At 50.2% G+C, this 13,867-nt stretch carries 10 protein-coding genes and 3 pseudogenes; 6 read left to right on the top strand and 7 right to left on the bottom strand.

Features of this window, described 5'->3' with window-relative positions; all coding sequences use genetic code 11:
• Positions 1-4: 4 nt before the first annotated feature.
• Positions 5-128 (bottom strand): annotated as a pseudogene (locus MN084_RS12470) (transposase); the annotation flags it as partial.
• A 260-nt stretch (positions 129-388) separates the two neighbouring features.
• On the opposite strand from MN084_RS12470, the gene pilB reads away from it, so the two are divergent.
• From pilB to MN084_RS12500, 6 genes and pseudogenes are all read left to right on the top strand, one after another.
• Positions 389-2,101: a type IV-A pilus assembly ATPase PilB gene (pilB, locus tag MN084_RS12475; protein WP_241086176.1), complete on the top strand. Its 1,713-nt coding sequence runs from the start codon at positions 389-391 to the stop codon at positions 2,099-2,101.
• A gap of 5 nt (positions 2,102-2,106) precedes the next feature.
• Positions 2,107-3,342 (top strand): type II secretion system F family protein, encoded by a 1,236-nt coding sequence (locus MN084_RS12480; RefSeq protein ID WP_241086175.1) that lies wholly within the window; start codon positions 2,107-2,109, stop codon positions 3,340-3,342.
• Between the two features lie 90 nt (positions 3,343-3,432).
• The gene (locus MN084_RS12485) at positions 3,433-4,305 is read left to right on the top strand and encodes a prepilin peptidase (RefSeq protein WP_241086174.1); all 873 of its coding nucleotides are present in this window, start codon (positions 3,433-3,435) and stop codon (positions 4,303-4,305) included.
• A gap of 5 nt (positions 4,306-4,310) precedes the next feature.
• On the top strand, positions 4,311-4,910 hold the full coding sequence (coaE, locus tag MN084_RS12490) for a dephospho-CoA kinase (protein WP_241086173.1): 600 nt from the start codon (positions 4,311-4,313) through the stop codon (positions 4,908-4,910).
• A 309-nt stretch (positions 4,911-5,219) separates the two neighbouring features.
• Positions 5,220-5,704: pseudogene (gene zapD / locus MN084_RS19795) on the top strand (cell division protein ZapD); the annotation flags it as partial.
• A 144-nt stretch (positions 5,705-5,848) separates the two neighbouring features.
• Positions 5,849-6,049, top strand: coding sequence for a DNA gyrase inhibitor YacG (locus MN084_RS12500; protein WP_241086172.1), 201 nt, complete (start codon positions 5,849-5,851; stop codon positions 6,047-6,049).
• A 67-nt stretch (positions 6,050-6,116) separates the two neighbouring features.
• On the opposite strand, the gene MN084_RS12505 is transcribed toward MN084_RS12500, so the two are convergent.
• From MN084_RS12505 to MN084_RS19800, 6 genes and pseudogenes are all read right to left on the bottom strand, one after another.
• Positions 6,117-7,058 (bottom strand): Nudix family hydrolase, encoded by a 942-nt coding sequence (locus MN084_RS12505; RefSeq protein WP_241086171.1) that lies wholly within the window; start codon positions 7,056-7,058, stop codon positions 6,117-6,119.
• Positions 7,059-7,067: 9 nt separating this feature from the next.
• Entirely contained in the window at positions 7,068-8,276 is a 1,209-nt protein-coding gene (gene argJ, locus MN084_RS12510) for a bifunctional glutamate N-acetyltransferase/amino-acid acetyltransferase ArgJ (protein WP_241086170.1), read from the bottom strand.
• 232 nt (positions 8,277-8,508) lie between these two features.
• Complete coding sequence (gene secA, locus MN084_RS12515; protein ID WP_241086169.1) at positions 8,509-11,316, bottom strand: preprotein translocase subunit SecA; 2,808 nt, start codon at positions 11,314-11,316, stop codon at positions 8,509-8,511.
• Positions 11,317-11,596: 280 nt separating this feature from the next.
• Positions 11,597-11,866: a M23 family metallopeptidase gene (locus MN084_RS12520; RefSeq protein ID WP_241086168.1), complete on the bottom strand. Its 270-nt coding sequence runs from the start codon at positions 11,864-11,866 to the stop codon at positions 11,597-11,599.
• Positions 11,863-12,357 (bottom strand): M23 family metallopeptidase, encoded by a 495-nt coding sequence (locus MN084_RS12525; protein WP_241086167.1) that lies wholly within the window; start codon positions 12,355-12,357, stop codon positions 11,863-11,865. The genes MN084_RS12520 and MN084_RS12525 overlap by 4 nt, the downstream gene beginning before the upstream one ends.
• 322 nt (positions 12,358-12,679) lie before the next feature.
• Positions 12,680-13,777: pseudogene (locus MN084_RS19800) on the bottom strand (IS701 family transposase).
• Positions 13,778-13,867 lie beyond the last annotated feature (90 nt).

Below are 13,867 nucleotides of genomic sequence, written 5' to 3' on the forward strand. Positions count from 1 at the left end.
GTTATTCAGATGTGAACAGCTTCCGTTTTTTGATGGCTTTACGAATCACGCTGTTAAGCGGTTCGATCGCACTTAGTCGGGTAAATGGCTTTACGGATATCTTCCGGATAATTGAGCAGCAGCATCAAAGCTTTCCCCATACATACGGCAAGAAAAAGGAGCTCTTATCAAGTCGAATCCACGATATAAATTTGCTACAATCCGCCAAGTGGTGTTTTTGAATATAGCGCTATGCTGATATCCACTTGGACAACGGTTGAAACAAACACCCGGTGGATACTGGCATGTGGTGTGATTTATTACCGCTACCCTGCCCAGACATCTGAGCATCAAACATAATTATTAACTAAATTAATAATATCTTAAGACAGCTTGGTAACATACTAGAATGGCAACAACCAAACCAGAAGTCAGTGTGAACGGATTGGCCCGCTGGCTGGTTCACGATAGCTTATTATCCGAAGAGAGTGCCCAGCAGGCTTTTCAGGAGGCGCTAAAGCAGCGTAAACCGTTCGTTACCCATCTGGTTGAGAAAAAAATGCTTAAAAGCAGGGAGATTGCCGAGTATGCCTCCCAGAAGTATGGTATTCCTCTGTTTGACCTGGATGCCCTTGATATGGAAACCACTCCGTCAGGCCTGGTCGAAGAAAAACTGGTACGCACTCACCATCTCCTGCCTCTTATCAAACGTGGAAACCGACTGTTTCTGGGAGTTTCTGATCCAACAAATCTACAAAGCCTTGATGAAATAAAATTCCATACCGGCCTCAGCACTGAAGTGATTCTAGTCGAGGAAGATAAACTGACCAAAATCATTGAGATCGCACTTCAGGCTAGCGAAACCAGCATATCTGACATGCTGGCAGGTGATGACCTGGATTATCTTAATATTACGGTTGAGGAAAACGAAGGGGTGCAGGATGGAGACCTGGATGTCGATTATGCACCGGTAGTCCGGTTCGTCAATAAAATTCTGTTGGATGGCATCAGTACCGGTGCTTCCGATATTCATTTCGAGCACTACGAGAAGACCTTTCGGGTCCGATATCGCCGGGATGGCATTTTACATGAGGTCGCCTCCCCACCTGTCAGCATCGCATCCCGATTGACAGCGCGCATCAAGGTGATGTCCAAGCTCAACGTTTCTGAGCGCCGAGTTCCCCAGGACGGACGCATCAAGATGGTATTGTCCCGAAACCGCTCTATTGACTTCCGTGTGAATACCTGCCCTACACTCTATGGAGAAAAAATAGTGCTGCGCATCCTCGATTCCACCAGCACTCAACTGGGCATTGAGGCTTTGGGCTTGGAGCCTCAGCAAATGAATGCCTTTAATGCAGCAATTAATAAACCCTATGGAATGATTTTGGTCACGGGCCCAACCGGCAGCGGAAAAACAGTCTCGCTTTATACAGCGCTAAATATTCTGAATAAACCTGAGATCAACATATCCACTGTCGAGGACCCGGTTGAAATACAGGTCCAGGGCATCAATCAGGTCAATACCAATACAAAAACAGGCTTGACCTTTGCGTCAGCCCTCCGGGCATTCCTTCGCCAGGACCCTGACATTATAATGGTGGGTGAAATACGCGACCTGGAAACAGCCGAGATTGCAGTCAAGGCCGCGCAAACCGGTCACTTGGTGCTATCCACCCTGCATACCAATGACGCGCCACAAACCCTCACGCGCCTGGCCAACATGGGTATACCTGCCTTCAGTATCGCATCATCCGTCCTATTGATAATGGCGCAACGTCTTACACGGCGCCTGTGCCAACACTGCAAAGAAGCCGAAGCCTTGCCCAAAGAAGCACTTCTTAAGGAGGGCTTCAAAGAGAGTGAACTGAAGGATCTCACCACCTATAGAGCTGTAGGATGTGATCTCTGCGCTCAAGGATACAAGGGTCGACTTGGTATATTTCAGGTTATGCCCATCTCAAGTAATATGGAAAAGCTGATCATGGAGGGCGGTAACTCCATGCAACTTGAGGCATTGGGAAAATCTGAAGGGACTCTAGATCTGCGCACATCTGGCCTCAATAAAGTAAGAGCAGGCCTTACCAGCCTAGAAGAGATCAACCGGGTAACTAAGGATTAATCGATATGGCTGCCACTGCAATTGCTCAGAAAAAGGTTGAAAAAACCAAAGTATTTGTCTGGGAAGGATCGGATAAAAAAGGAAAACGGGTCAAAGGTGAAACCCGGGCACCCAACATTGCTTTGGTCAGAGCGGAACTGAGAAAACAGGGTATTGCGCCTTTGAAAGTGAAAAAGAAAGCCGCTTCACTGTTCAGCACCAAAAAGCGAATCACGCCGAGAGATATCGCTGTCTTCAGCCGGCAACTTGCTACCATGATGGATGCAGGTATCCCCCTCGTTCAATCCTTCGATATAGTAGGGCGTGGCCATGAAAAACCGGCAATGCGAGATCTGCTGCTGGCCATCAAAGCCGATATTGAAGGAGGTACCGCATTAGCAGAAGCACTCGTCAAGCACCCGCTCTACTTCGACGATCTCTTCTGTAATCTGGTTCGTGCAGGTGAAGCGGCGGGTGCTCTTGAGACACTCCTTGATAAAATTGCCAGCTATAAAGAGATGACCGAATCGCTGAAAGGAAAAATAAAGAAGGCATTATTCTATCCCGTTTCAGTTGTTATCGTGGCAATTGTCGTCACCGCAATAATAATGATTTTCGTCATCCCACAATTCCAGAGCATTTTTTCAAGTTTTGGAGGGGATCTTCCGGCATTCACAAAGGCCATTGTTGCTGCATCTGAATGGGTGCAATCTTACTGGTGGGCTGTTGTCTTGGCAGTTATCGGGTCAATTTACGCTTTCTCCTACGTATTCAAACGATCACGTAAACTCAGGCAAGCAACAGACAGAATGCTTCTAGGGACACCCGTTATCGGCACTATTCTCCACAAAGCATCGATCGCTCGTTTTTCCAGGACCCTGGCAACTATGTTTGCTGCAGGCGTTCCTCTTGTCGAAGCGCTTGAAGCTGTTGCCGGTGCAACCGGTAATATCATCTATGGTGATGCCGTGATGCGTATGCGTGAGGATGTCGCCACCGGTCAATCACTTCATCTCGCAATGGCGCAGCAAAAAAACTTTCCACACATGGTGATCCAGATGGTTGCCATTGGTGAGGAATCCGGTTCCCTTGATCACATGCTGGGAAAGGCTGCGGACTTCTTCGAAGAGGAGGTAAGCAATGCTGTAGATGCACTCAGCAGTCTGCTTGAACCGCTTATCATGGTGGTCATTGGCACCCTGGTGGGTGCACTCGTAATTGCGATGTATCTCCCTATCTTCAAAATGGCATCCGTGGTCTGAGCTCGGCATTCTATTTATACAAAACATTGGCTCAAGCTCCCCTCTCACCGAGGGAGGAGAGTTAGCGGATTCAAAACAAATGTGGTCTAAATGAGCATCCTGCAACTACTGCACTCAAACCCAGCCCTCTTCCTGATTTCCATCACCCTCCTCAGCCTCACCATTGGCAGTTTCCTGAACGTCGTCGCCTACCGTCTGCCCCTGATCATCGAGCGCGAATGGAAAGGTCAATGCAGGGAGCTACTGGAACTTTCTAAAGAAGATGGTGGCGACAGCATCAGTCTGAGCCATCCTCGCTCAGCCTGTCCAAAATGTGGCCATCAGATAACAGCTTGGGAGAATATCCCTGTCATCAGCTATTTGATACTTCAAGGACGCTGCTCCGAGTGCAATAGGCCGATTTCAATTCGCTATCCTCTGGTTGAATTGACAACCGCTCTGCTCTCATTGGTAGTGGCCTGGCACTTTGGGTTTAGCTGGCAAACCGCAGTAGCGGTTCCTCTGACATGGGCGCTGATCGCTCTGACCCTGATCGATTTTGATCATCAGTTACTGCCTGACTCTATTGTCCTCCCAGCTCTTTGGGGTGGGCTGCTGATCAGTCTATTCGGTGTTTTTGCCGATACTCACTCCGCTATTATCGGAGCTATTACAGGCTATCTCTCACTCTGGACCATCTTTCATCTATTCAAACTGCTGACAGGTAAAGAGGGCATGGGCTATGGTGACTTCAAGCTGCTCGCTCTCTTCGGCGTCTGGCTTGGCTGGCAGTCGCTTATCCAGATTATGCTGCTCTCATCGGTGGTTGGTGCAGTGGTTGGTATCTCGCTTATCCTGTTCAGGGGCAGAGACCGCAACATCCCTATACCGTTTGGCCCCTACCTTGCCGCCGCAGGCTGGATCAGCATGCTCTGGGGTGACCAGATCAATGCCGCCTATCTGAATTGGGCCGGCCTGGGATAATAGCTATGCTGACTATCGGCCTAACTGGCGGAATCGGCAGCGGGAAAACGGCTGTCACTGACATTTTCTTAGACCTCGGTGTTCCTATTGTCGATGCTGATCAGGTTGCCCGTGAGGTTGTTGAACCCGGCCAGCCCGCACTTGAGGAGATAATCACTCAGTTGGGCACAGACCTGTTGCTGACCGATAGCCAACTGGACAGAAAAGCACTTCGAAAAAAGATTTTCGAAAATCCCCAGGCTCGTGAAATTCTGGAACAGATACTTCATCCCAAAATCAGGCGACAGATGTGGGAGCGCCTGGAGAATCCAACATACCCTTATGCCATTCTCTCCATCCCTTTACTGATCGAGACAGGGCAGAACAGCCGTGTCGATCGGGTGCTGGTGGTGGATTGCCCGGTCTCACTGCAGATCGAAAGAATCAGGAAAAGAGACCGAATATCGCTGAACCAGGCCAAAGCGATCATTGCCATTCAATGCAGCCGAGAACAGCGACTTTCTGCTGCAGATAACATCATTGATAATGCTGGAGGCCTGGAAATGCTTCCGTCTGCAGTTGAAGAGTTGCACAGGCGGTATATGAAAATTGCGCTTTCCCATTAGCATCTCTTCCAGCAATCAAAAATCATTGTTGCTGGAGAAAACAGCTTATACAACTATAATTCGTATTAATTTTGTATTTATTCGTGCAAAATCACTTTTTGTTGAATCATAAAGGAAAGTAGCTATTTACCTGAGTGGTCCAAATATAAGAGAATGGCTAGCATATGTTACGCCGCCCAGTCGGATTGGCAGTTCATTTACCTGGGACGCGTGGATATTTCGCTATGTCAGCCCCGTGTCAGATAAAATCGTCTACGAGCATCCGCGCTCAACGAGAGGACTTGGGCCAGTCGTGCCCCTGTCGATAGTCTGCTGGACATCATCAATATCTTTTCCCGGGCCGATATCAAGTCGGATATCATCAAAAAGCTGAAGCACAATCATGAGAAGTTTGCAGGAATCAAACAGACATCCGATGTTAATATTGAGCGTCTCGAGCAGATTCTCGACGAACTTGGAAATATTACCCGGCAAGTCTACGGTATGAACGGCCAAATTGGTCAATCACTCCGGGAAAATGAGTTTCTCAAAGGTATTATGCAGCGCAACAGTATGCCTAGCGGGAGCTGTGCCTTTGATCTCCCTCTACACCACCATTGGCTGCAACAGCCCCATGAATTACGCAACAGTGAATTCCAGACAGGGATAGATACCCAGGAACCGCTTCAATCTGCCATCACCCTGCTTCTTTCACTAACACTGGGCAGTACCACATCCTCTGAAGTAGCCAGGAACGGTTTTTTCAGCACACGCTGGACTCACAGGCACCGGCCCAGCTAGTCCGCGTCGGTCTACCGAGAGAGTGCGGGCTGTTTGCAGAAATCAGCGGCGGCAAGCACCGTTTCACCATACGCTTTCGGAACCCTCCAATACGGAACGCCCCTCGCAAACCACACAGGATGTCACTTTTTTCTGAATTGTTGTATTCTCTGACCCTGATGACAACGAACAGTAAGCGGCAGGCCAGCTGCCCCACCTGCAAAAAAATATTCGAATGGAATAATGGCTCGCCATGGCGTCCTTTCTGCAGTGAACGCTGCAAATTGATCGATCTTGGCGATTGGCTGGATGAGACACACCGGATTCCTGACAATACGGCTGAAACGCCTTTTTCGCCAGCAGATGAGGATTTTTCCTAGTGCCCGGAAGCAGGCCTTAAGTTCCAGAGTCTCCTGGTGGATACACGGGTAGATTCCCCCACCTCGGTTATTCTGACCAAAGCCCCCGGATAGCCGCAACACCCTGCCCGCCGTTTGCCACAGCTTCAGTAACCATGTCACGACTCATGCCCCCAAGTGCATAAACAGGCAACGAACAGCCCTCAACCAGCTCTCTGAATCTTTCCCAGCCAAGCGGCTTTGCATTCGGGTGACTGCTGGTGGGCAGCACCGGAGAGAGTACGATAAAATCTAGCCCCAGCATTTCTGCCTTGTTTAACTCCTCCCGGTTATGACAGGATCCAGAGACCAGAAGAGATTCTGTCAGCGGGCGTTTCTGAAAAGAGCTTAGTCTGCTCCCGTTCAAGTGCAGCCCATCTGCCCCCAGTTGATTGACCCACGCCGGATCGGCATTCAGAAGCAGCTGCGCGCCCCTCTCCCTGCAACGCTCAAGAGCGGCAGATGCAAGCTGCCTGTACTCAAGCTCGGCCAAGTCACTTACGCGCAACTGAATCAACCGCTCCCCTCTCTGGAGTGCCTTTTCCAGGCGCTGGAGAAACAGTTCAGGAGTACTGGGGTCGTCCCCGGTAATAAGATAGGTAGGAGGCAGCTTCAAAGCAGTGACAATCGGCCGGTCTGCAGCAGGCAGAGAATAATCCCTTATTTCCTCCACAGTCGTCCATGATAGCGGCTGGCCTTCCAACCCCTCCGGAGTGCCATTGAACCCGGTTACCCGATGCACATCGAGTATCACGGATTTATCTGAATAGTGATGGGTAACACGAATCAGTGGTTGATGGTTTGTAACTTCAATATTCAACTCTTCCCGAAGCTCTCGCTTCAGCGCCTGGGAAAGCGTCTCGCCAGACTCAACCTTGCCACCGGGAAACTCCCACAAGCCACCCTGATGGACATGCTCCGGACGTTGACTCAGCAGCACTCGCCCCCGTTCATCCTGAATCACCGCTACTGCGACGTGGATGGGGCTCATAGCAGAATGCTAGGTTCTGTACTCGGCATTGATCTTCACATAATCGTAGGAGAGATCACAGGTCAACACCCGCGCAGAAACATCCCCACGGTTCAAGGCCACACGAATAGTGAGTTCGGGCTTATCCATCACGGCCTGACCTGATTCTTCAGTGTAATCCACGGCCCGGCCGCCATCGCGCACAATACAGACGTCATCCAACCAGATCTCCACTCCATTGACATCGAGATCAGCCACACCAGAACGGCCAACCGCTGCCAGGATTCGACCCCAGTTTGGATCTGATGCAAACAGGGCGGTTTTCACCAGTGGAGAATGCGCAATGGTGTAGGCCACGGTTTTTGCTTCATTCTGTTGAGCGGCCCCGTCGACCAGTATCTCCACCAATTTAGTGGCACCCTCGCCATCTTTGACGATGGCCCGGGCCAGATTCATACAGACGCTTTTCACCGCTTCACAAAGCAACACGAATGCGGCTGAATCCGGATCTGTAATGGGTTTGCAGCCACTCTCCCCCGATGCCATGAGCAGACAGGCATCATTCGTGGAGGTATCCCCATCTACAGTGATTGAGTTAAAGGATGGTGCCACAGCCTGTTCCAGGCAATACTGCAACAGCGCCACATCCACCATCGCATCAGTCGCTACGAAAGCAAGCATAGTGGCCATATCCGGACGAATCATGCCTGAGCCTTTTGCCATGCCGGTTACTGTAATCTGACAACCATCATACTCAAACTGCCGAGAAACCAGCTTAGCAACCGTATCGGTTGTCATGATTGCCCGGGCAGCATCGGGCCAGCCCGCTTCATTCAGTCTGGTTAATGCATCCGGTGTTGCTACCGCCATCCGGTTTACCGGCAAGGGTTCACCGATCACACCGGTGGAGAATGGCAAAATCTGATTAATGGCGCAGCCCCGTGCGGCAGCCAAAGCCTTGCAGGATTCACGTGCATCCCGCAACCCATCAGCACCGGTACCGGCATTGGCATTGCCGGAATTGACCTGGAGATAGTGCGGCAAAGTTGCCGCCAGATGCTCTTTGGCAACAACCACGGGGGCGGCACAAAAGGCATTTTGAGTGAATACAGCGGCGCAGGTGGTACCTTCCGCCAGTTCGATTATCACCAGATCGTCGCGATCTGTGTACTTGATACCGGCTGCCGTACTCCCCAGGCGGATACCGGGGACGGATTTAAAATCCAGATCGTTGCTCATTTGTATTCACCCGGAAACAGTGCTGACCATTATTCGTAGCTCGAAAATTAGTACGCCCTGGATTACAGCCTGCGCCGGAATGACAACACAGCCAGCATTTCCAGGGCAATCTTCAATAACACCATGCAGATGTTACAAGAGGGTATGTGAATGTCACGGTTTTTTGAGACCTAACAGAACCCCTTCATGTTCTTCACAATGAGGAATGGTTTTCTGAAGAAACACCTGATGGTTAATTCAGCTTACCGTGGCACTGTTTGTATTTCTTGCCGGAACCGCAGGGACAGGGTTCATTCCTGCCAACCTTGCGATCCGGACGTACGAACGGTTTATGCTCCTCTTCCTCTGTCGCTTCAGGCGGATCATCAGGCGCATCCAGGCCGGTAAACTCCTGGTGCTGAAACTGGAACTCGCCGGTATCCTGCTCCTGGGGAGGTATATACATTTCCTCCTGAGGCTGCACCTGCACCTTGGTCAGGACTGAAACCAACTCGAGTTTAATGCTATCCAGCATGCGGGTGAACATCTCAAACGCTTCCCGCTTGTACTCCTGCTTCGGGTTCTTTTGGGCATAACCACGAAGGTGAATGCCCTGACGCAGATAATCCATCGCCGCCAGATGCTCTTTCCAGTGAGAATCCAGAATCTGCAGCATGACTGCTTTCTCATAGAGCCGAAGGTTCTCGGTTCCTACCATCGCCTCTTTTCCGGCATAGGCTTGAGTCATCTCATCGATAATTCGCTGGCGCAAGGTCTCTTCGTGCAGGGAATCATCCTCATCCAGCCACTGCTGAAGCGGATAATGGAGGTCGTAATTCTCCTCCAGTGACTGAGTCAGCCCAGCCACATCCCACTGCTCATCCAGGCTATCAGGTGGGATATAAGAGCTGAACAGTTCATAAACAACATCCTCGCGCAGCGCTTCGATGGAACCAGAGACATCCTCGGTCTCCATCAGGCCATCACGCTGCTCGTAAACCACCTTACGCTGGTCATTAGCAACATCATCGTAATCCAGCAATTGCTTACGGATATCGAAGTTGCGGCCTTCCACCTTCTTCTGGGCATTGGCAATCGCCTTGGTGACCCAAGGGTGCTCAATGGCCTCACCCTCCTCCATCCCCAGCTTTTGCATAATGGCCGAGACTCTGTCTGAGGCAAAAATCCGCATCAGGTTATCTTCTAGAGAGAGGTAGAATCGGGTGGATCCGGGATCGCCCTGGCGCCCTGAGCGTCCACGCAACTGATTATCCACCCGGCGGGACTCGTGTCGTTCGGTTCCCACCACGTGCAGGCCACCGGACTCCAGCACCTGCTGATGCTGCTTTTTCCAATCGCTTCTGATCTTTTCGATTGCAACAGCATCCGGGTTCTCCCCCAGTTCAGCGATCTCCATCTCGGGATTACCACCCAGCACAATATCAGTTCCGCGACCCGCCATATTGGTGGCAATAGTCACTGCACAGGGACGCCCCGCCTCGGCAATGATGTTTGCCTCACGCTCATGGTGCTTGGCATTCAGCACCTGATGCTCAACGTCCGTCTTCTTCAACAACCCGTCTATCAGCTCGGATGTCTCAATGGAAGCAGTGCCCACCAACACCGGCTGCCCCCGCTTAACACAATCCTGTATGTCCTCAATGATGGCACTGTATTTCTCTTCTGAAGAGAGATAGACCAGATCACCCATATCATCACGAATCATCGGCTGATTGGTGGGGATCACCATCACTTCAAGTCCGTAAATCTGCAGGAACTCTGGGGCTTCCGTATCGGCAGTGCCGGTCATACCGGAGAGCTTATTGTAGAGACGGAAATAGTTCTGAAAAGTAATGGAAGCGAGAGTCTGATTCTCTTTTTGAATCTCTACCCCTTCCTTCGCCTCCACGGCCTGATGCAATCCATCAGACCAGCGGCGCCCAGGCATGGTACGACCGGTGAATTCATCAACGATGACAATCTGACTATCACGGACAATATAGTCGACATTTTTCTGGAACAGCACATGGGCCCGGAGGGCGGAAGTAACATGATGCATCAGGCTGATATTGGCACTGTCATAGAGACTCTCGCCCTCATCCAGAAGCCTCAATTCACCAAGCATATTTTCCACATGCTGATGTCCATCTTCACTGAGAAATACTTGGCGAGCCTTCTCATCCACCGAGAAGTCGCCTGGGCCATAGGCCGACTTACCCTCTTCATCTTCAAGCTGCTCCTGGCGGGTAAGGCATGGAATGATCTGGTCAATCTGTGTATAGAGTTCAGAGCTTCCCTCTGCCGGTCCTGAGATAATCAGTGGAGTACGCGCTTCATCAATCAGAATGGAATCAACCTCATCCACAATGGCAAAGAATTTATCGCCCTGAACCCGCTGATCCGCACTGAATGCCATGTTGTCGCGCAGGTAGTCGAAACCGAACTCATTATTGGTGCCATAGGTAATGTCACAAGCATAAGCCTCAGCCCTTGAAACCGGGCGCATATGCAGATAACCACTGGCAGATCCGTCATAGGCCGGATCATAGGTGAGCGAAGAGTCATCTGGTCCGGCCTGGCCTACCGACTGAACAACACCCACACTTAACCCCATGAAATGGTATATCTTCCCCATCCACTCTGCATCGCGACGGGCCAGATAATCATTCACTGTGACCACATGAACACCCTTGGCAGGAAGGGCATTCAAGTAAGCCGCGAGAGTCGCCACCAGGGTTTTGCCTTCACCAGTGCGCATCTCGGCAATTTTACCGTCATTCAGCACCATGCCACCGACCAACTGCATATCGAAGTGACGCATCTCCAGGGCACGCACGCCAGCCTCACGGACAACGGCAAATGCCTCTGTCATCAGATTATTGAGTTTCTCTCCCTGTTCCAGGCGCTGCCGGAACTCCACTGTCTTGGCTTTCAGCTCATCATCGGAAAGCACCTGGATTGTTGGTTCCAGATCATTAATCCGGGTAACTTCCTTTGACATGCGCTTGATCATGCGGTCATTGCGACTGCCGAAAACCTTCCTGAGAATCTTACTGACCATGAAAACTTTTATTCCGTAGTGGGTTAGAAAAAAGATAGCGGATAATACCGCAAAATAGCGCCAATTTCAGGCATTCCCTGATGGTTCCATCGAGTCAGGCTTGAACGGCACTGACTTAGACTCAATAATACCGTCATCCCGGTGCAGACAGGGATCCAAAACGGCCAATGGTGGTTGCTTCACTGGATGCCGGCCTGCGCCGGAATGGCGACTCTGGGACTTGATTAGAAATATTGGACTTATGCAAATGCCATTCAAGTCTAACCCCAGTGGAAAAAAGTCAGTTATTGGCCCGCAGATATTTTTCCGGATTCACCGATTGACCATTGCGAGCAACTTCGAAGTGGACGTGTGGCCCAGTAGATCGGCCACTGGAACCCATGAGAGCGATCAAGTTCCCTTTGGAAACCATATCCCCTACTTCAACAAATATCTTGTTATTGTGGCCATAGCGTGTTCCGTAGCCATCGGCGTGATGAATCTCTACCGTATAGCCAAAACCGCTCTTTTTGCCGGCAAAAGTGACAATACCGGCGGCCACTGAAATCACTCAGAATTCTCCTTACCCGCGATATCGACGCCATAATGGAAAGCCTTCTTACCAGTAAACGGATCTTTTCTGTAGCCGTATTTAGAAGAAATCCAACCCTTTTTCACCGGCCGGCCTGCCAACTTCAGTTCATCATGGATTTTACTGCCGAGCATCAGTCCATCCATCAGCTCCAGCTTATGCTCACGGTCTTCAATCATCACTGAGAGCTGTTCCATATCGGACACCAGCTCGCTGGGACCGACTGACTGAGCCGATCCTGAAGCATCCAGGCCACCCAATGCCGGTTCCTCTTTAAAATCAAACTCATCGGAATTCAGTTTTCCAAGCTTGGCAAGACGTTCCCCTAATGCATTGATGCGTAGAATGTGAGATTGTATCTGCCCCAAACGCAGTGCCAGAGCATCCAGATGCTGACGGGTATATTGACGAATCTCCTGCGACTCCTGGCGCTGTTCAGAAAGCAGCTGACGAAAAATATCTCTCCCCATATATCCTCTGTTATCTGTGGAGCCACCGCTTGAATTCCAAGCTGATAACCGCCCCATATGGACCCACCAACTAGCGCCATCAGTGTGACCAGGATAACCGCCCCCAGTTTTGCAAGAGAGTGGAGCTGGCTGCCTGATCTACGGTAGAGCTTTGAAAGGAGTATTACTTTCAAATTTAGGTATTAGACTCAGCTTATACTCTGTAATTAGAGTTTAGAGCGACACAGCCGCTTCAAGTCGCTACCAGCCACTCGAGTTCCTGATTTTCTGCCGCTGATTACAAGTAGCTAAGCTCATATCTCGCTGCATATTCACTTCCCAGTCAATTTGGCGGCTCGAATTTTTTGCATTCACGACCCCAGCACTCCTTTACAGCAACATGGCGAAAAATGGCTACGAGCCTCTTACGAATTTGCCCTGCTGTTATTGGATTATCCCGCCGCCAGTGTGAATGACCGCACAACTGCTGAACACAATTGTCGTTCAACAACCCCAGCAACTGCACCAGGCTATACCCCCCCATCGTTAAATGAATCCAGCGATGTAGGGTTTGCCCTGTCTGCTGCCACGCTTCCTTCATACTCCAAGAAAGCTTCAGTTGATTAAACATCGATTCAATTGACCAGGGTTCTCCCTAGATCTTGATGATTTCTTCCTGTGATCGCCCATACAACCGCAGAATTGCCTCCATCCGTTCAAAATGAGCAATTCGTTTGGGTGTATATTTTTCACCATGCTTACGGGATCGCCCATGTTAACCTCATTTTCTCTTTGGCAGTTCTTCATATAGATGAGTATCTCTACAAACCTGCCCGACAACATCAAACCCGCGCTGTTTCATTGATTCAATAAACCAGCTATCCACCAGAACTCTTACCTTTAACCCCTGAAATAATCGGTAAACAGCCCGGACCAACGTATATGCCGTTACCAATTTCCCTGTATTGTCTGCACTCGGTATCAGGCGGGATAGTAGGGGCAAATGCTATTGCCTCACCACCTTCCCTCTTTACTATACAAGCCAGACTTATCCAGCATTGTCCTCACACACCTTGTGCAAGATCAGGTTTGTTCCCGTGTCGGTGATGGATCTTGTTGCTGGGTGCTTTTTTAGAAGCCCGGAGCGTCAATGTGTCGCCAATTGCATGGTCCTCACTATTCTCAGTATGAGTCGGACAAATGACCGTGCTAAGGTCAACCATGACCATCTGCCATTCTGTAACCATTTGTAGTAACTGGTCTAATGGTTTCGCGTATCCAGCATCAAATAGGCATCAGTAACAAAATCCGTAGGGGTAAGCGTCGAGCCAATAGGTAACTCAATGAAAGCACCGGCAGATCTTAAGGGTGGCGCTTTGCACAACAATATTATCCAATGGATCAGTTCGTGGGGGATATTACCGTATCTTGTTGCGTTCATAACGGTTTCCAGAAGCTCTATTTCTCTTCTGAAAGAACCCCGTCCCTTGCATAATTTTTCAAAGGCGCTAAGTTATGCGAAGCGCGGCAG

Origin of the sequence: Candidatus Vondammii sp. HM_W22, assembly GCF_022530855.2 — a bacterium.
Classification (GTDB): Bacteria; Pseudomonadota; Gammaproteobacteria; order Chromatiales; family Chromatiaceae; genus Vondammii.